The organism is Pontibacter sp. LHS2, assembly GCF_058932845.1.
In genome coordinates, this window is the sequence record NZ_JBZYWG010000001.1 from 1,739,480 (window position 1) to 1,758,639 (window position 19,160).

At 48.5% G+C, this 19,160-nt stretch carries 15 protein-coding genes; all 15 read left to right on the forward strand.

Annotation, left to right across the window (positions count from 1 at the left end; genetic code table 11):
• Positions 1–79: 79 nt before the first annotated feature.
• The 15 genes from AC5FX6_RS07565 to AC5FX6_RS07635 all read left to right on the forward strand — a co-directional run bounded on the left by AC5FX6_RS07565 (position 80) and on the right by AC5FX6_RS07635 (position 19,036).
• On the forward strand, positions 80–1,540 hold the full coding sequence (locus AC5FX6_RS07565; RefSeq protein ID WP_493596420.1) for a TolC family protein: 1,461 nt from the start codon (positions 80–82) through the stop codon (positions 1,538–1,540).
• A gap of 93 nt (positions 1,541–1,633) precedes the next feature.
• Entirely contained in the window at positions 1,634–2,338 is a 705-nt protein-coding gene (locus AC5FX6_RS07570) for an ABC transporter ATP-binding protein (protein WP_493596421.1), read from the forward strand.
• Positions 2,339–2,340: 2 nt separating this feature from the next.
• Positions 2,341–3,582, forward strand: a complete 1,242-nt coding sequence (locus AC5FX6_RS07575; protein ID WP_493596422.1) for an ABC transporter permease — start codon at positions 2,341–2,343, stop codon at positions 3,580–3,582.
• Positions 3,579–4,757 carry an ABC transporter permease gene (locus AC5FX6_RS07580; protein ID WP_493596423.1) on the forward strand — a complete coding sequence of 393 codons (1,179 nt, stop codon included), beginning with the start codon at positions 3,579–3,581 and terminating at the stop codon, positions 4,755–4,757. Before AC5FX6_RS07575 ends, AC5FX6_RS07580 begins: the two co-directional genes overlap by 4 nt.
• A 54-nt stretch (positions 4,758–4,811) precedes the next feature.
• Positions 4,812–6,191, forward strand: coding sequence for a sigma-54-dependent transcriptional regulator (locus tag AC5FX6_RS07585; RefSeq protein ID WP_493596424.1), 1,380 nt, complete (start codon positions 4,812–4,814; stop codon positions 6,189–6,191).
• Complete coding sequence (locus tag AC5FX6_RS07590; protein ID WP_493596425.1) at positions 6,175–7,491, forward strand: sensor histidine kinase; 1,317 nt, start codon at positions 6,175–6,177, stop codon at positions 7,489–7,491. The genes AC5FX6_RS07585 and AC5FX6_RS07590 overlap by 17 nt, the downstream gene beginning before the upstream one ends.
• A gap of 172 nt (positions 7,492–7,663) precedes the next feature.
• The gene (locus tag AC5FX6_RS07595) at positions 7,664–7,876 is read left to right on the forward strand and encodes a hypothetical protein (protein WP_493596426.1); all 213 of its coding nucleotides are present in this window, start codon (positions 7,664–7,666) and stop codon (positions 7,874–7,876) included.
• Between the two features lie 497 nt (positions 7,877–8,373).
• Entirely contained in the window at positions 8,374–9,147 is a 774-nt protein-coding gene (locus AC5FX6_RS07600; RefSeq protein ID WP_493596427.1) for a polysaccharide biosynthesis/export family protein, read from the forward strand.
• Between the two features lie 10 nt (positions 9,148–9,157).
• The gene (locus AC5FX6_RS07605; RefSeq protein WP_493596428.1) at positions 9,158–11,530 is read left to right on the forward strand and encodes a GumC family protein; all 2,373 of its coding nucleotides are present in this window, start codon (positions 9,158–9,160) and stop codon (positions 11,528–11,530) included.
• 103 nt (positions 11,531–11,633) lie between these two features.
• Entirely contained in the window at positions 11,634–13,169 is a 1,536-nt protein-coding gene (locus AC5FX6_RS07610; RefSeq protein WP_493596429.1) for a lipopolysaccharide biosynthesis protein, read from the forward strand.
• A gap of 84 nt (positions 13,170–13,253) precedes the next feature.
• A complete protein-coding gene (locus AC5FX6_RS07615; protein ID WP_493596430.1) occupies positions 13,254–14,444 on the forward strand; it encodes a glycosyltransferase family 4 protein in 1,191 nt (396 codons plus the stop codon).
• Positions 14,445–14,497: 53 nt separating this feature from the next.
• Entirely contained in the window at positions 14,498–15,799 is a 1,302-nt protein-coding gene (locus tag AC5FX6_RS07620) for an O-antigen ligase family protein (protein WP_493596431.1), read from the forward strand.
• A 64-nt stretch (positions 15,800–15,863) separates the two neighbouring features.
• On the forward strand, positions 15,864–16,799 hold the full coding sequence (locus AC5FX6_RS07625; RefSeq protein ID WP_493596432.1) for a nucleotide-diphospho-sugar transferase: 936 nt from the start codon (positions 15,864–15,866) through the stop codon (positions 16,797–16,799).
• Positions 16,800–16,912: 113 nt separating this feature from the next.
• Positions 16,913–17,752, forward strand: coding sequence for a glycosyltransferase family 2 protein (locus tag AC5FX6_RS07630; protein ID WP_493596433.1), 840 nt, complete (start codon positions 16,913–16,915; stop codon positions 17,750–17,752).
• A gap of 27 nt (positions 17,753–17,779) precedes the next feature.
• Entirely contained in the window at positions 17,780–19,036 is a 1,257-nt protein-coding gene (locus AC5FX6_RS07635) for a right-handed parallel beta-helix repeat-containing protein (RefSeq protein ID WP_493596434.1), read from the forward strand.
• The last annotated feature ends 124 nt before the right edge of the window (positions 19,037–19,160 follow it).

The following is a 19,160-nucleotide window of genomic DNA, read 5'->3' on the forward strand; positions in this document are numbered from 1 at the left end:
TGGGGAGTTTGAGAGTTGATGAGATAGAAAGTTAAAAAGTCCTTTGTCTGAGAACAAGTCGTGACAGGCTAATAAAATTATGAAAAAGCTTTACTGTTTGTTGTTTGTAATGCTGCTGCCCTGTTTGCCAGGTATAGCACAACCGGCGACCCGCACTTTGAGTCTGCAGGAAGTGATTGCCCTGGCGCAGGAGCAGTCCGCGGCGGCCCGGCAAGCTGAGACCAGCCGTGAGAACAGCTATTGGCAATGGCGCAGTTTCAAGTCTGACTACAAGCCGCAGCTCAGTTTAACGGGTACCCTCCCCGACTTCAGCCGCACGATCATGCCGGTTACCCAGCCCGACGGTACCACCGACTTCAAACCGGTCTCGATCAACAACTCGGAGCTCGGGCTGAGTTTAAGCCAGGTGGTCAGTCCGACTGGCGGCCGGGTGTTTGTTACGTCGCTGATGCAGCGTTTTGATGACTTCGACCGCCAGCAGACCCGCTACAACGGCAACCCGGCTATCATAGGTATAGAGCAGCCGCTGTTTGCTTATAACCAACTTTCCTGGGCCAAAAAGATAGAACCGCTCCGTTACCAGGAGTCACAGAAAACATACTTGGAGGAGCGCGAAAAAATAGCCGTGAACGCCACTAAATTATACTTTGATCTGCTTCTGGCCCAGACCAACCAGCAGATCGCCAGCAAAAACCAGTCGAGTAACGATACCTTGTACCAGATCGCGCAGGAGAAATACAAGCTCGGTAGACTTTCCAAGAACGACCTGTTGCAGTTGCGCCTGGCTGTATTGAATGCCGAGCTGGCGATGGCACAGGCTGCTCTTGATCAGCAAACTGCGGCACTTGCCCTTAAGACTTACATCGGCATGAAAGAGACAGATCAGTTGGCCTTGCTGACACCGGCAGGTATACCGGATGCAACAGTGTTAGCTGAAGTAGCACTCGCCGAGGCCCGCAAGAACCGCAAAGAGAACATCAACTTCAGCAGACGATTGTTGGAGGCAGAGGCATTGATGGCCAAAGCACATGGCGACAATGGCTTCAACGCCAGCCTGTTTGCCACCTTCGGCCTCACGAACCGTGGCGCCTCTTTCACCGACATCTATACCCGACCTGAAAACCAGCAGCGGGCCCGCATCGGTTTCAGCATGCCGATCATGGACTGGGGACGACAGCGCTCTATCTATAAAGTAGCGGAGCTGAACAAACAGTTGGTGCAGTACACCGTGGACCAGGAAGATGCCAACTTTGAGCAGGCCGTGCTTACACAGGTGAACCAGTACAACACGCTGAAGTCACGCATTGCCACCACCGCCGAGGCTGATGCCATTGCAGAAGAGCGTTACGAAATCGCCCGCAACACTTTCCTGATTGGCCGCATCAGTATCACCGATCTCAACATCGCCCTCGCAGAAAAGGACCAGGCTCGTCGCGCTCACATTGCTTCTTTAAGCGAGTTCTGGACAGCACACTATACCCTGCGATTGCTAACGCTTTATGATTTTGAGCAACAGCAGGTGATTGAAATGAGTGAGTGAGCGAATGAGTGATTTAGTGAATAAAGAACATCAACAACTTAGCAATGCAGCAATTCAACAAATTCATCGATATTAGAACCAAGGTATAAAACTATGATCACGTTAAAGAACATCGAAAAAGTCTACCAGACCAAGACCATTGAGACGGTAGCGCTGCACAACGTCAACCTGCACATCTCGAAGGGCGAGTTTGTGTCGGTGATGGGACCATCCGGTTGCGGTAAGTCCACGCTGCTCAACATCATGGGCTTGCTCGACGAGCCAACCAATGGCGTTGTGGAGATAGATGGCAACCCCATCAGCAGGTACAAGGACAAAGAGCTGGCACACATCCGCAATCAGAAGATCGGTTTTGTGTTCCAGAGCTACCACCTGATCAACGACCTGAGCGTGCTGGACAATGTGGAGCTCCCGCTCCTGTACCGAAGCAGCATCTCGGCAGCCGAAACACGTCACCTCGCACTCACCGCTTTGGAAAAAGTCGGACTCAGTGCCCGCACCAAGCATTACCCTACGCAGCTTTCCGGTGGACAGCGCCAGCGTGTAGCCATAGCCCGTGCGCTGATCGGCCAACCGGAGATTATACTGGCTGACGAACCGACCGGTAACCTCGACTCCGTGATGGGCGAAGAGATCATGAACATCCTGCTCACGCTTAACCGCGAAGACGGCACCACGATCGTGATGGTGACGCATGACGAGAATATGGCTCAAAAAACAGAGCGCCTGATCCGTTTCTTTGATGGCCAGCAGGTATCTGATGCTAAAACTGCCGCATTCGACTATCAAAAGGTATAGCCATGTTGAAGAATTACATCAAAATAGCCTGGAAGGTGCTCTTGCGGCGCAAGTTCTTTACCTTCATCAGCCTCTTCGGCATCAGCTTTACACTGATGGTACTCATGGTGGCTACTTCCCTCTTCGACCATACCTTTGGGCCGCAAATGCCGGAGCGAGAAATGGACAAGCTACTTTTTGTCAACATCATGCGCGAAGAACAATCCGAGGGCTACATGAGCAGTGGGCCACCGAGTTACCATTTCCTGGACCGCAACGTACGCACGCTGCAGACACCTGAACAGGTATCCATTAATTCGGTGTTCTTACAGGTGAACAGCTACATTGACAACCGCAAACTTGCCCTGGATATTAAATATACTGACCGCGAGTTCTGGGATATTCTCGATTTTGAGTTTCTGGAAGGAGGCCCATTCGGGCAGCAGGAAGTAGCAGGGGCCAGCCGTGTGGCCGTCATTAATGAAAGTACCCGAAACAACTATTTTGGTGAAGGTGAGGCTGTGGGGAAAACCATAGAGGTAGACCAGGTCAAGTACAAAGTAGTCGGTGTGGTCAAAGATGTACCTGTACTACGCCTGAACTCCTACGCTGACATCTGGGTACCCATCACACTCAGAAGCCAGGACTTCAACAAGCCTGGACTGAGAGGAATGTACTTTGCTACCATTAAAGCACACAACCCGGCTGACATACCGAAGATAAAAGAGGAATATGCTGCCATGGTGCAGAAGTTAGAGGATCAGCACGCGGTGAAGGGCACCAAACTCTCCTCCTTCCCTGACACGGTGCTGGAGGCCTTTGCCCGTACCTTCGTGGGCAGAGGAAGAGAGTCCGGCCTGGGTCTGTTCTATACAATACTAGCTGGTCTGGCATTCCTGTTCATGCTGCTGCCTGCTATTAACTTGGTCAGCATCAACATCAGCCGCATCATGGAGCGCTCTTCCGAGATTGGCGTCCGAAAAGCCTTTGGAGCTACCTCCTCTACCATCATCGGGCAATTCATTGTCGAGAACGTCTTTCTGACACTGCTGGGAGGTATACTTGGTTTTGCGCTATCAGCTGCTGTGCTGAGGCTCATCAACGAAAGTGGCGTGATCGTGTATGCTGATCTGGGGCTGAACCTGCGGGTGTTTGCCTGGGGGCTGCTGCTGAGCCTGATTTTCGGATTAATTTCCGGAGTGTACCCCGCCTATAAAATGTCACGCTTAAAAGCCGTTGAGGCACTGAAAGGAGGCTCGAAATGATACGCCATCTGTTTAAACTAATATGGAACAGGAAGAGAAGCAACTTCCTCCTCATAACTGAGATATTCTTTTGCTTCCTGGTGCTGTTCGCGGTGCTGAGTCTGATCGTGTACAATGTGCGCAATTACAACAAACCGCTGGGTTTCGAGCACGACAATGTGTGGCTGCTGACCATGCGCCCCGAAACCGACTCGACAGCTCTAAATCGACAGACGCTGGATCAGATCCTGCAGCGAACCAAGGGTTTCCAGGAAATCGAGAACGTGGCCCTGACCAACAGCAATGCGCCATTTGCCTTTAGCCAGATGAACAATAATATTTCTTATGGGCAGAAAGAAATAATGGCCAACGAATACAGGGTGCAGGACGACTTTGCTAAAGTCATGAAGGTGCAGGTGAGCGAGGGCCGCTGGTTTGGTCCAGCCGACAATGGCTCACACCACAAACCGATTGTGATAAACAACGCCATGGCAGTTCGCCTGTTTGAAGGAGAAGACCCTATCGGCAAGCTCCTGCCCCGCAACGACTCCTCCAACTACCAGGTGGTCGGCATAGTAGATCATTACAGGCCTTACAGCGAATACGCTGCTGAGGAGCCAGCTTTCTTTGACCGCATCCATCTGCCTGACAATGAAAGTGACTTTTATGGTGAGCTCTTGATACGAGTGAAGCCGGGTACAGGCGTGGAATTTGAGGAGAGAATGGTGAAAGAGCTTTCAGGTATAGGCAAGGGTTGGACATTGGAAATAGCCACCCTGGAGAAGATGCGCCAGAACAAGGCCAAGGTGGCCAAAGTCCCGATGATAGCCCTGGCCGTCATCTGTGGCTTCCTGATTCTCAACGTGGCGCTGGGGTTGTTTGGGGTGCTTTGGTATAACATCAGCCGTCGCAATAGTGAAATCGGCCTGCGCAGGGCTGTTGGCGCTTCTTCTTCACAGGTATACCGGCAGTTCATCGGCGAGGTGCTGGTACTGGCAACTTTTGGTCTGTTGCTGGGCGTAGCCTTTGCCATCCAGTTCCCGCTATTACAGGTGTTCGAGGTTGAATCGGTTGTTTACTTCATTGCTTTGAGCGTGGCCGTAGGAGTCATCTATCTGCTGGCGGTGGGCTGTGCCTTTTATCCGAGCCGGCAGGCAGCTGCCATCCACCCGGCTATCGCTTTGCACGAAGAATAATCGTAAATTATACCTGAAAAAATTATCTTTAGATCAGAAAAAAATTCGCTGGGCATGATCCTGATAATAGATGATGATGTGGCCGTCCGCGCCTCTCTGAGCATACTGCTCAAACAGCACGGCTTCAAGACAAAAGAGGCTGCCTCTCCCAAGGAGGCGCTCGAAGTGGCGCAGCAGCACGTCTTGCAGCTCGTGATCATGGACATGAACTTCTCCATCGAGACAACAGGCCATGACGGACTTCAATTGCTGGAGGCTTTCAAGCAGCGCATGCCGCAGTTACCTGTTATCCTGATCACTGGCTGGGGATCTATCAGCCTGGCGGTGGAAGGCATGCGCCTGGGCGCAGCTGATTTTATCACCAAGCCCTGGAGCAACGACTACCTGGTGCAGGCAGTGCGCACGGCCCTCAGTCTATCCCAGCAGGCACCAGCGAAAGACGAAGCCCTGACCCGCAAAAAAATGGACCAGCAGTACGATTTTAAAAACATCGTAGGGCAGGATCCACAGCTGCTTCAAATCCTGAAGCGGATCGGGCAGATTGCGCCAACTGACGCCTCGGTGTTGATCGAGGGTGAGAGCGGCACAGGCAAGGAACTGATAGCGGAGGCTGTGCATCGTAACAGCCTCCGCAAGTCCCAGCCTTTCGTGAAAGTGAACCTGGGCGGCATATCGGCCAGTCTGTTTGAAAGTGAGATGTTCGGCCACAAACGCGGCGCCTTCACCGATGCTAAAGCCGACCGGGTAGGCCGCTTCGAACTGGCGAACAAAGGCACCATCTTCCTGGACGAGATCGGAGAACTGGACATGAACAGCCAGGTCAAACTGCTGCGCGTGCTACAGGACCGCACTTATGAAGTGCTCGGAGACAGCCGCTCCCGCAAACTCGACATCCGGGTCGTGTGTGCTACCAATCGCAACCTGGAGCAGATGGTGGAGGAAGGTAAATTCCGGGAGGACCTGTTCTACCGTATCAACCTGATCAAGGTGCGTATACCTGCATTGCGTGAGCGGCCGGATGATATTCCGCTGCTGGTGCAGTTCTTTGTCGAGAATATGAAAAAGACTTACCACCGTCCTGAACTGGAGATAAGTCCCAAAGCGCTTCATTGGTTAAAGGAGCTGTCCTTCCCGGGCAACATCCGGGAATTGAAAAACCTGGTGGAGCGCACAGTACTCGTAGCTGAAAATGACACTCTGAGTGCCGAAGACTTCCAGGCGCAGGCACAGCAGGGACCTGTAAAGGCTGGTGATAAAACATTGCCCGCCGTCGGTACGATGACCCTGGACGAGATAGAAGCCTCCATGATCAAAAAATCCATGGCCTATTATCAAAATAACATCAGCAAGGTAGCCCGTGCGCTGGGCCTGAGCCGAGCCGCCCTCTACCGTCGCCTCGAAAAGTTCGGCATCCCATATGAAGCTCAGGACTAAATTCATCCTTTTTGCGGTTGTCCTTCACGGTCTCCTGGCTGCGATGGCTTACTTCCTGCTGCAGGAAAACAAGTTGCTGTTTATAGGTATGGAGGTATTGGTCTTAATCTCCATTGTCATTACCATCAACCTGTACAATACCTTTTTTAAACCGCTCCATCTGATCCGGGCAGGTATAGAGACCATCCGCGATAAAGACTTCTCTACCAAGTTTGTGCGAGTAGGGCAGCCGGAGCTGGATGAACTGGTGGATGTGTACAACCGCATGATCGAACAGCTTCGTCAGGAAAGAGTGGCACAGGCCGAAAAGAGCTTCCTGCTTGAGAAGATCATTCGCGCTTCTCCTGCCGGCATTGTCTTACTTGACTTCGACAACCGCATCGAAAGTATAAATCCCGCCGCCGAGCGTTACCTCAATTTATCTGGCCAGGTACTGCAAGGCAGCGCACTAGGGGCACTTCCCAGCACCTGGGCAAGAGAACTGACACAGGTCCAGGCAGGAAAACCTTATACCTTCCGCCTGAACGGTATCCGGACTTTCCGGGCGCACCGGGCGCACTTTATTGACCGTGGTTTTCAGCGTGCCTTCATCATGATGGAGGAACTCACCGAAGCCATTATCAAAAATGAGCGGCAAGCTTATGAGAAAGTGATTCGGATGATGTCGCATGAAGTGAACAACTCAACCGGCGCCATCAACTCGATCCTGGACTCCGTGCAGTATTATACCCCGCAGATAGACGAAGAGCACCAGGAGGATTTCACCTATGCCTTGCAGGTTGCGATCGACCGAAATGCCAACCTGAGTAAATTCATGGCCAACTTTGCGGATGTGGTACGGCTACCAGCCCCTTCCAAAAAACCAGTTCAGGTGCAGGCACTGTTGAAGCGGCTTGAACGGTTGATGTTGCCCCAGTTGGAGCAGCGCCAGATCGACCTGACGCTTCAACTTCCTGCCACTCCCCTTTGCATACCCATGGACGAGCAACAAATAGAGCAGGCTTTGCTCAACATCCTGAAAAATGCGATGGAAGCAGTGAAGTCAGCGGGTAACATTTGGGTGACACTTCATGAAAATCCTCTTTGTCTGACGATTGCCGATAATGGTGAAGGTATACCGGAGCAAGTTCGCCCCATGTTGTTCACGCCATTCTTCAGCACAAAAGACAACGGACAGGGCATCGGTCTGACCATGATCCGGGAGATATTACTCAGCCATGGCTTTCAATTCTCGCTCGAAACAAGTGACGAAGGACTTACCAGTTTCAAAATACGTTTCTCAGCAGAGGATATCAAATAGAACTAATCCATTAAAAAGCATTCAAACACCTCATTTACGTTGAATCATTCTAATAATCATCTAAATTTTATTCTGAATGTAACCTGATTCACTAAATTTCCGTAACCGCCCGCATACAACCTATGTTATAAATCCCTATATTGGTTCTATAGTTCGTTTATTCACTTACAAGATGGAATACAATATAATAGTTGCCCCTAACCTCGAAACATTAGCAACAGAAGTTGCTGTATTATTTCCGCAAGGCTGGAAGCTAAAAGGTGGAATCATTGAGCACGCTGACGGATTTTCGCAGCAACTGGTGCGTAAGACCGCTGATAAACTGAAACAGCGCCAAATGCCGGTGTCAGATGCCAAACAGCGTCGCACTAAATGGATTGAATAATAAAGCATACTCTATATACCCTTTATATTAAGTATCGAAACCACCTTTTTCGTGCCGAACGCATGGGAAAGGTGGTTTTGTTTTATGTCTTTACTTTAACTTAACACTAGCCACCCCCTTACTCTCACTCTTTGCTCACAAGTATCAAAAAGACTTCCTTATTCCACTTACAAATTGCACTTTACACATAATATGGTTATATTAATTTTACCATTAGCATAACATTCACGGTCTCCACATTTTTAATCTGCGAAGTTTTTATTTTTTATAAAATATTAAATATCAGTTACTTGAAATAAAAACAGGTATAGTACAACATTAAATTCACGTAATATTTTTCAAAACAAGAATCTTTTTGCGGCTCCCATAGTATATATGGCTGATACAATTTTTTGGGTATGCTTACTGCCTTCACATGACAGTAAACTGCCCTTGAGCGCTGTAAATGAGCAGCCTCCAGACAATCATCACTATATACAACACCCTAAGAAAAACACATGAGACGAGTCGTATACTTCCTACTCCTACTAATATGCGCATCATCATGCCTGAGCAAAAAGGAGCTCGTATACATGCAAAATGACAATTTGAAGGAGACAGTGCCAACCTCCATGCAGACTACTTACAAGCCTTACCAGCTACAGCCCGCCGACGTACTCTCGATCAAAGTACAAAGCTTGGAGCCCGAAATTTCCAACATATATAATATTGTACCGCCTTCAAGCGCCTTCGGCTTTGCCGACCCAGGGACGATGTTCCTCAGTGGTTACTCTGTAGATGACGAAGGAAACGTGAACCTGCCTAACGTAGGCAAAGTAAAAGTGGCCGGGCTGACCCTGCAGCAGACACAGGAGCTGATTCAGCGCAACGTTGACCGCTATATCACCAACGCCACTGTAGTAGTGAAGCTTATCAACTTCAGAGTAAGTGTGTTGGGTGAGGTTAACCGTCCGGGCCAGTACTTTGTATACAATGAAAGAGCAACCCTTTTTGATGCCTTAGGTATGGCCGGCGATTTATCGCGCGGTGCTTCCCGTGAAAATATAAAACTGGTGCGACAGACACCAGGCGGATCTGAGGTAGTACTCTTAGACCTCAAAGACCCCAATATCGTACAATCAAAATACTACTTTATGCAGCCTAATGATGTGCTCTATGTAGAGCCGTCTGTTGCACAGGTGAAACGTGACAACCTGGTAGCCCTTAACGTAGCCACTATTGCCCTAGGAGTTATCTCTACGGCCGTAGTTATCCTGAATTATTTAAAGTAAGAATCCTCTCATGAGACGAAAAAATAAAGAGCACGAAATAGATCTGCGAAGCTGGTTGTTTAAATTCAGAACCAGGTGGTATCTCTTCCTGGCTTTTGTACTGGTAGCAATGGCAGGGGCCTATGTCTATGTCAAGAGTTCTACCCGCATATATGCTTTCAAGTCAACCCTGCTGCTGGGAGATCAGCACACCGGCTCTAAAAAAGCGCAGGAATTATTGAATCTCCTGGATGTGCAGAACAAGGGGATCAAGGTGGAAGACGAAATCGGTATTCTGACTTCGGCAGACATGATTCGCAACACCTTGAAACAGCTTGACTTCTCTATATCTTACTACAAAGTACCTGACCACTGGCTAAACACGGGGCTTGACCTTATTAAAGAAGAGCAGTACGACAATGCCCCTTTCATAGTGCGTCTCGACACGAGTTCGCTCCAACTAGTTGATATACCCTTAGAAGTGCGTGTGCTGAACGACAAGGAGTTTGAGTTATCTGTAAAAGCTGAGACTCCTCCCCTCTACGATTTCACGACACACAATGTAAAGCAGATCGTTTCTGAAGTCAACTTTACAAAAGTGCTGGAGTTTGGCAAGCCGTATAAGGACAAGTATTTCAGCTTCACAATTGAGCGTGCCAACCCGGATGATAAGATAGACGCTAAGAAACACTACTTTGTGCTCAACAGCATGGAGAGCCAGGTGGCCCAGTATGCCAGTACTCTGCATATCAAACCGATTGAGCGTGAAGCACGCGTTCTGGAGCTGAGCACCAAAGGGGCTATTCCGGAAAAGGAGTTGCTCTTCCTGAATACACTGATGGAAACGTATGTAAAGCGCGATCTGGACGAGAAAAACACAAACGGTCAAAAAACGCTTGAGTTTATCGACAGCCAACTCGCCAACCTAACGGACTCACTCCGTCAGAGCAAGCAGGCGCTATCGACTTTCCGTTCGACCAACCGCATTGCCAACATCGATGTGCAGTCCAACATCAGCTATGAAAAACTGGCGCAGCTGGAAATGGAGAAATCGAAGTTGAGCACAGAAAAGCAGTATTATGTGACAGTACTTGACCAGATCGAGGACGACGAGAGTTTCACGCAGGCTGTGTCACCTGCAGTAGCAGGCGTGCAGAACCCGAACCTGGCCAACCTATTCACGGAGCTATCTCGCTTAAACCAGCAGCGGGCATCTTACAGTGTAAGTGCTACTGCGGACAACCCGAGAATAAAGGTAATTGACAGTGAGATAAAAAGCACACGCAATGCTATCATCGCGAACATCCGAAACCTGATCCGCTCTACTGACATCTCTATCGCCAATGCGGACAAACGTATTAGCCAGCTTGAGACGGGGATTGCGAAAGTACCGGAGCATGAGCGCCGTTTGATGGATCTGCAGAACCAGGCCGATTTCGTGAACAAGAAGTATGACTTCCTGCTCGAGAAACGCGCTGAAGCTGCTATTGCACTGGCTACGAACACCACCGATAAGAAAATAGTAGACAAAGCTGCCATGTGGGGAGCCGGTCCGGTGAACGTGAAGCCCAAGATGATCTTCATGCTCGCCATTATTCTTGGCCTGATTATACCTGCTGCCCTTATTGTGCTGCTTGACAACGTAGACAATACCATACAGGGCAAGAACGACCTGAACAATGTGACCAACATTCCGTTCCTGGGCGTGATTGCACATGGCACCAAGGCCGATAAGCTGGCCGTAAAAAACAACCCACGCTCTGCCATTGCGGAGTCGTTCAGGTCCATTCGCATTAACCTGCAATACCTGACAGCTGAAACAAACTTTAAAGTGCTAGGCATTACCTCATCGGTATCTGGCGAAGGTAAAACCTTTACCTCCGTTAACCTGAGCAGTGAGATGGCCATGGCTGGCAAGCGTACAATCCTGATTGAGTCGGACATGCGCAAGCCTACCTTCGGCAAGTACTTCAACACGCACAATGCAGCTGGTCTGTCCTCATACCTGAGCCAGGGCCTTCCGTTGGAAGAAGTGATCCAGAAAACTGATATCGAGAACCTGGATATCATTTCGTGTGGTCCTATACCTGATAACGCTATCAAGTTACTGGAACACAAACGTATGGCCGAGCTGATCGCTAAGCTGAAAGACCAGTACGACTATATAGTGATCGATACGCCACCTATCGGATTTGTGGCCGAGTACTTTATCCTGATGAAGCACATGGACGTAAATCTGTATGTGGTGAAGCACAAGTACACCAGCAAAGACATGCTCACCCAGGTGAACGAACTGTACGCAGCCCGAAAGTTGAAAAACATCTACATGGTGATCAACGATCTGGACTACAATACCACCTACGAGTACGGATATAAGAAAAAGGGCAGCTACTACTACGTATAGCGCCTAAGCGATACATACATGCGCGCTTGAACTTGAAGGTGCTGTGGGATGCAGATTCCTGCAGCACCTTTTTTGAGAAGCGCACGATTACCCAAACGTACACATGAGTAAAAATTTAGCTTCGAAGGCGGTTAGTGGCTTGAAGTGGAGTTCGGCGGGCACCCTTGCCAACGCCGTCATGCAGATTGGCTATACCTCGGCTATGGCCCGCCTTCTTGCGCCTGAGGCCTTTGGTTTGGTTGCCCTTTCAGCAGTAATCCTGCGCTTTGGTTACTACTTCGCCAATCTGGGTCTGAACCAGGCAATTATCCAGAAAGAAGAGCTCACCACTGAGAATATCCGGGCGGCTTTCACCTCCTCTGCCCTGCTGGGCGCCATATTTACTGTGCTGGCCTGGGCGCTTGCTCCCTATGCTACCATGATCTTTGACATGCCGGAAGTAGTGCCCATTGTGAGGGTGATGGCACTCGCGTTTGTGATCGGGGGACTATCGGCTACGGCTACCAGTCTGCTGCAGCGCAACATGCGTTTTAAAGAGCTTAGTATTGTGGAGACAGCCTCCTATGTCATATCCTACCTGGGTGTGGGTATTCTGCTGGCCTGGCTGGACTATGGCGTATGGAGTTTGGTGTACGCTTCGCTGGTGCAGTCTGCGCTGGTAGCATTGGGAGCTTATATCATGGCACGTCACAATGTGTTGCCGGTGGTGCGATGGGATGCTTACAAAGCCTTACTCGCTTACGGCAGCAAAATGTCTGTCATCAGTTTTTTCGAATTTATTTATGCAGAACTGGCTACGCTGCTGATTGGCCGCGTATTTGGCGCTTACCGACTGGGTATTTACAATAGAGCCTTCATGCTCGTGAACCTGCCCATGTACAACCTGACCCGCACCGTGTCAAGGGTAGTCTTCCCCTCGTTCAGCAAGCTGCAGGCCGAAACAGAGAAGCTGTCCAAGGTATACCTTTCCAGCACCACCCTGCTGGCTACCCTCATCATACCTGTATGCCTTGGCATTATGATCGCGGCACCCGAGATCGTGTATGTCTTGCTGGGTGACCAGTGGCTCGACGCTATACCTGTGCTACAAGTGTTAAGCCTGGCCATACCGCTCAGCTTTATCACGATGTTCGCAGGTATCGTATGTGACGCCAAAGCGGTCCTTAACTGGAAGATCGTCATTACTATCACGTTGATCGTGCTGATCAGTGGCCTGTTTTTCCTGCTCCGCGACTATGGTCTTGTCGGTTTTGGCTTTGCCTTGCTCATCAGTGAGCTGTTTCGCATTGGCATGTACCAGACACTCATGAGGAAAATACTGCATCTCTCTTACTGGAAACAGCTGCGGGTATACCTGCCCGGCCTTATGAACGGAGCTGTGGTAGCAGTAGTCGTATACCTGGCAAGTACCTTGTTACGTAACATGGAGTTACCTCATTTGGTGATTCTGATCTCTCAAATGATCATTGGTGCCTTTGTGTTCCTGGCCATGATTCTGCTTTTCCCGCACAGTGCGCTCAAAGAGCAGCTACACATGGTATTTTCCAAGCTGGGAGTACAGGATAATCCCACCTCCTACTATGGCAGAATGCTGATGCGGTACAGAAAGAGCCTGATTAAAGAAACAGAGAGTGTATAAAAAGGGTATAAACACGAAAATGAGACAGTAGTTAGCCAGCCATGTCTGATCTAATACATACTACATTATTATAGAATAAAACAAATGACTATAGGAGTAGCTGGGCCCGTTAATCTGCAAGTACTTGATTGGGACCTTAAAGACACGAACTTACCCCCAACCAATGCATTCCCACTTACCTCGCACTTCATAAATGCTTTGCTTAAAAGAGGGTTTAAAGTGATTGCCTACACTAACTCTACCGAGATCGCTGAGCCAATGGTGTTGGAGAGTGGTAATCTGAAGGTTTGCATCAGCCGCCAGAAACCCCAGCCTGGTCGCCGCTTCTTTCTATATGAGGTAGAGGATCTTCGAAAGATGATGATCGCACATCCGGCTGATTTCATCAGTGCGTTCTGGAGCTATGAGTTTGCATGGGCAGCCTTAAAAACAGGAAAGCCCACTGTAGTGAGCCTGCACGATGTGGCATTCCAGATCCTATGCAAGATACCTGACATGTTTCGTTTAGTACGCTGGATGATCAATTACATAGTGGTGAGCAAGGCAGACTTCCTGTTGGCTAATTCCGCCTATACCTACAACCAGCTTGACCGAAAGACCAAAGCCAAAACCCGAATAATCGACAATTTTTACCCGCATACCCTCCATAAACGTCTGAGCTCAACTACTCAGAAAGGAAATTACATTATAACTGTAGCGCAAGGCTTTACGCATCGTAAAAATATAGAAACAGGACTACAGGCTTTTGCGTTACTGCGTAAACAGTATCCGGAATTGGAGTACTACCTGGTAGGGGTTGACTCTGAAGAAGGTGGCTTGGCACAACAATACGCCCTCGCCAGTAATATAACAGATGGAGTACGCTTTATGGGGCCAATGCCTTATGACGATGTATTCAAGCTCATACAGAATGCTCAGGTACTCTTACATCCATCCAGAGAGGAATCGTTTGGCATGGTGCTGCTTGAGGCCATGGTAGCACGCACACCGGTGGTAGGAGGTGAAAGCAGCGGCTATATACCACATTTGCTTGACCAGGGCAAAGCAGGCCTGCTCTGCGATGTAGACTCACCTGAGTCCATGGCAACTGAAGTAGGACGCATTCTGGCAGACAAGAAGCTGTATCAGACACTGGTGGACGAAGGCTTCAAGTACGCGGAAGAGAATTTCTCTGAGGACGTGATAGTGGACCAGCACCTGCAGTACTATAGTGAGATTCTTGGTAAGCCCCTGAAGCCGGTGGCTGAGCCAAGTAAGCCAAAGCAGGTAGCCTGACATGGCTGCTGCTAGCTTTCAGCAGGCTAGTTGGCTTTAACATGAATAACCATATGAAATTTAATTATAGCTTTCTATTTATCATTCCCATTGCCCTGATCATGTTCATGGACAACATGTTCACGGAATTGGCTGCACCCTCAAGCCCTGATGTGCAGGCAAACATTCTTAATCTTTTGCTGAAGGCGATGGCAGTCATTTCATTTGCCTACAGCACATTCTATTTCAAGCGCATGTCGCCGGTGATGCGAGTAGCTTATGTGCTGACTACGTTGTATGTACTGGCCATGGTATTCGAGTCATACTACTTCTATAACACCCCTATGGTGTACCCGCACGTGTTTCAGAAGCTGTTTCTCTTTTACTTCAGTTTTTTTGTGTATACCTTCTACAAAGGGAATTTTCATCTCAAGTTCTCACACGTAGTCTGGTTTATACTCGGTGGCTTTTGGATAAGTGTGATTGTGGTGCATCCGGATAAACTCAACCTGGGTGCTTTTACCTCCCACGAGCGGGGTGTGTATTGCTCTTCAGTGTATATGCTGGTAATACCATTCATCTACTTTCTGAGCAAGTATATCTTCCATGGCAAACTCTCCAGTTTGTTTGCCGCGTTCTTTATCCTGGTTTCAATCATCTTTTTCCAGCACCGTACAGTCTGGATATCTACTGCCCTGGCACTGGCTATCTATTACCTGCTGATCAGGTTTAAATCAGGCTTCTCGATTAACTTCATCGCCAAATTCCTGCCGATTGGTATCGTGTTGTTGATTGCAGGTATAGTAAGTAGCGCTTTCCTGTTCTCAACAAATCCGGAAATCATCACCAAGTTCGAAGAGAGCTTCTCCGACATTGAAAATTTCGATTCACAGGGAACCGGTGGCTGGCGCTACATACAGTGGATGTCTTACCTGCCCTTTATACAGGATAACTGGCTGATAGGTATGCGTTTCGAAGGATTTGAGTTGCCCATTCAGTTCTGGCGCGATGACACCAACGAGCCGGTATTCGACGATGGCGACGGGCACCATTTCCACAGCTTCTATGTAGACATTCTTTTTTACACTGGTTTTGTTGGACTTGCCATTTACTCCATCATGCCGATTTACGCTATTGTGAAAGGACTGCGCTCCAAAGCCATGACGGTGCACCAGATCATCCTGATCGCCTTTATCAGCACAGGTTTTCTTTACAGTTTCTCGTATGTACTGCCTGTGTTTTATTATGCCGTACTGGGCTGGACTATCGTGTACATGGAAGAAGACGGTGTAGAGCGAACTACGTATCTGCGCGATTTTGCATCACGCTGGAAAGCGAAAGCAATCGGGCAATATCGCAAGCTAACAACGGCTTGAGAATAACAACTTCTGTCGAAGATTTCAGTATACAAAACAAAATATATTGTTATACCTTAATATCATGAGTAATTCTGTTCCTGCTACTCCTTTGCACACACCTGTGCTGTTAATAATATTCAATAGAGCTCACACCACACAACAAGTTTTCGACCGTATCCGACAGGTAAAGCCTTCGCGACTTTACGTAGCCGCTGATGGCCCTAGACCCAACGTGGAAACAGATATAGCTAAATGCGCTGAAACACGCCGCATTGTAGAACAGGTGGACTGGGACTGTGAAGTAAAAACGCTTTTCCAGGAGAAAAACCTAAAGTGTGGAGTAGCGCCTGCTACAGCAATAAGCTGGTTCTTTGAACACGAAGAGGCCGGCATTATACTGGAAGACGATTGTGTGCCCTCTAAAAGCTTTTTCTGGTTCTGTCAGGAGCTTTTGGACAAATACAAAAACGATACGCGCATCATGCATATCAGCGGTAACAACTACCTGAACGGCTGGCGCAAAGACAATGATTACTCGTATTACTTCTCCAACAAAGTGAATGCCTGGGGCTGGGCTACCTGGCGACGTGCCTGGCAGCTTTTCGACTTCAACCTAAAAGCATACCCGGAGCTTAAGGAAAAAGGCTACCTGAAAGGCCTGTTCCTCAACAAGTTTGAAGAAACCTATCGCCTGAGCAAGCTAGAGGAAGCCTTTGCCAGCATCCCGAACGGAGACATCTGGGATTACCAATGGGAATTTACCGTATACAGCAACTCCGGGCTTTGTATTGTGCCTGAAGTAAACCTGGTGCGCAACATCGGCTTTGGAGAAGATGCGACACATACGTTTAACACCCACGATAACAAGGCACAGATCACGGAAAACGAGATCGCTTTCCCGCTGCGCCACCCTCGCTTTGTAGTGCGCGATATTGAATCAGATTCGAAGAACTTTAATCACTTGATCCGGGGCAAAGTAAGCTCAAAGCTAAAGAGCCTGCTGAGCTTCAATTTATAATATTAATCCAACAACAACCCTCCTTATTTTCGTAGACAGTACTGTTAGCATAGTTTCGTTACAAGATTGCTAACAAGGAATGCACTATAAAAATAGATTTATACTTATACCTTATGATAAGCATTGTTATACCTGTATTTAACAGAAAAGAATATACTAAAGAGTGCCTTGAATCGCTGAGAAAGCAAACAGATCAGCGTTTTAAAGTGATCATTGTAGATGATGGCTCAACGGACGGCACCGAAGACATGCTCCGGGAGGAGTTTCCGGAGGTGGAAGTGCTCAAGGGCAGCGGCAACCTGTTCTGGACAGCAGGCGTCAATATGGGAATCAGACATGCGCTGAAGCAGGACGCTCAACTCATCATGACCATGAACAACGATGTGATCACGGATGAGCGCATGATTGAGAAAATGTATTACTGGCATGAGCAAAAGCCTGTGGCTCTATTGGGCGCACTCGAGCTGGATGCCAACACCAAGCAGCCCATCTTCGGAGGCGAGCGGTTAAACTGGCTGCTGAATACCATCGAAGAAGTACTTCCGACGTTATCAAAAGATGACCAGAAGGGCTTGCACGCAGTCACTCACCTACCAGGGCGAGGCTTGCTTATACCTAGGGCGATCATCGAAAAGATAGGAGTCTTTGATCAGGATCGGTTCCCGCATTATATTGCAGACTACGACTATACCCACACTGCCAGAAGGGCAGGGTTTGAACTGTATGTCAACTATGATGCAAAGCTGCTCACCTATCCGGAAGAAAGCGGGGAACGTCAGATACGAAGCGAAAAGAACTTCAAAAACTATTACAAACACCTGTTTGACCTGAAAGGCGGTGGTAACCTGCGGGACTTTACGAGATTCACACTGAAGAACTGCCCGACGCCTTTTATTCCGTTTCACCTGGCAAACGGCTATACACGCAGACTGCTGGGATACTTTATTAAGTAGTACCACACCATGCACCATGCATTTGATTTGAGAAAAGATTTTCCATACCTCAAAATGCTAAGCATTGCTATACCCTTCGTGGTGGTAGCAATGCTTTTTGCTTATTATTATACCCAGGGGCACCTGCCCGGCGCTAAAAGGAGCGCTAAAGCTACTACAGCTGGCTATGATGACCCGATCGTAATCAAGAAGGGCGGCACCTACTCCGGCAACTGGGAGTCAAAAGACTCTGAAGTGCCGGCTGTGGAAATCAGGACATCCAAGCCTGTCATTATTGAGAATTCTAGTATCAGGGGAGCGGGATACCTGATTAAAAGCTGGGGACACGCTGCCAACATCACCATCAGGAACACGAAAGGCTACGGTCTACCCCCTACTCCCTGGATTGTGTATGAAAAGCCAAGGCGGTTTCTGATCGTCAATGATTTCAAGCATGTGGTGGTTGAGAATTGCTACATGGAGAATACAGCCGGTATTTATATAGGTGAAGCCTACAAAGGGGATGGAAGTCCAAATAATACCATCAAAATCCGCTATAACAAGGCAAAGAATATTGACGGGCGCATTTATGATGGCTGGTACCGGGTACAGTTTGCGCAGTTCAATTTCCGAAACCCGATCCAGCATGCCGAAATCGCCTGGAACGAGGTGATTAACGAACCAAACAATTCACGGGTGGAAGACAACATCAACCTTTCTAATTCGAGAGGTACGCCAGACTCACCTATCCGTATCCATAACAACTACATTCAGGGCGCTTATCCTATCCCTGCCGATAGCGAAGAGTTTTCAGGTGGAGGTATTATTGCTGACTCGTGGTACGAAGATGGCATGGGCGACCCTAAGGAGGTAGCCACGGCCTATGTAAAGATCTACGATAACCAGACTGTAAACCTGGGCAATTACAACTATGCTATTGCAGGTGGCAACAACATTGAGGTCTTTAATAACCGCGCCGTCAACACTGCCCGCTTCGAAAATGGTGAACAATTTAAAATGTGGACACAAGGACTGTATGGCTATGACTTTTATGAAAAGAAATCGACTTTCAACAATACCTTTCATAATAACGTGATCGGAATTATGGGACGGGACGGTCGGAATGACAACCATTACTTCCCGGATGGGACAGTGCGTGAGCACAGTAATTCTTTTCTTGAAGGTGAAATAACCAAGCAAAGCGAAGCAGCTGAGTACCGGATCTGGAAAGCAAAGCTAGAGAAAAACAACATACAGCTTGGCTCCTCCCAAGAACAGTCCAACAGATCAGCCCCATTACAATAGCTGAATACAATACTTCAATCACCCACTGCCATTTCAATCCTCGACTAGTTACACACCTATCATTATTGGACCCCTCCTTGCCTTAACTCTTGTGCCATACTATCTCCTACCTGGCAAGTCAAAG

Coding starts and splice junctions, on each gene's coding strand:
- AC5FX6_RS07565 (WP_493596420.1), top strand. CDS start 80: ATGAAAAAGCTTTACTGTTTGTTGTTTGTAATGCTGCTGCCCTGTTTG.
- AC5FX6_RS07570 (WP_493596421.1), top strand. CDS start 1,634: ATGATCACGTTAAAGAACATCGAAAAAGTCTACCAGACCAAGACCATT.
- AC5FX6_RS07575 (WP_493596422.1), top strand. CDS start 2,341: ATGTTGAAGAATTACATCAAAATAGCCTGGAAGGTGCTCTTGCGGCGC.
- AC5FX6_RS07580 (WP_493596423.1), top strand. CDS start 3,579: ATGATACGCCATCTGTTTAAACTAATATGGAACAGGAAGAGAAGCAAC.
- AC5FX6_RS07585 (WP_493596424.1), top strand. CDS start 4,812: ATGATCCTGATAATAGATGATGATGTGGCCGTCCGCGCCTCTCTGAGC.
- AC5FX6_RS07590 (WP_493596425.1), top strand. CDS start 6,175: ATGAAGCTCAGGACTAAATTCATCCTTTTTGCGGTTGTCCTTCACGGT.
- AC5FX6_RS07595 (WP_493596426.1), top strand. CDS start 7,664: ATGGAATACAATATAATAGTTGCCCCTAACCTCGAAACATTAGCAACA.
- AC5FX6_RS07600 (WP_493596427.1), top strand. CDS start 8,374: ATGAGACGAGTCGTATACTTCCTACTCCTACTAATATGCGCATCATCA.
- AC5FX6_RS07605 (WP_493596428.1), top strand. CDS start 9,158: ATGAGACGAAAAAATAAAGAGCACGAAATAGATCTGCGAAGCTGGTTG.
- AC5FX6_RS07610 (WP_493596429.1), top strand. CDS start 11,634: ATGAGTAAAAATTTAGCTTCGAAGGCGGTTAGTGGCTTGAAGTGGAGT.
- AC5FX6_RS07615 (WP_493596430.1), top strand. CDS start 13,254: ATGACTATAGGAGTAGCTGGGCCCGTTAATCTGCAAGTACTTGATTGG.
- AC5FX6_RS07620 (WP_493596431.1), top strand. CDS start 14,498: ATGAAATTTAATTATAGCTTTCTATTTATCATTCCCATTGCCCTGATC.
- AC5FX6_RS07625 (WP_493596432.1), top strand. CDS start 15,864: ATGAGTAATTCTGTTCCTGCTACTCCTTTGCACACACCTGTGCTGTTA.
- AC5FX6_RS07630 (WP_493596433.1), top strand. CDS start 16,913: ATGATAAGCATTGTTATACCTGTATTTAACAGAAAAGAATATACTAAA.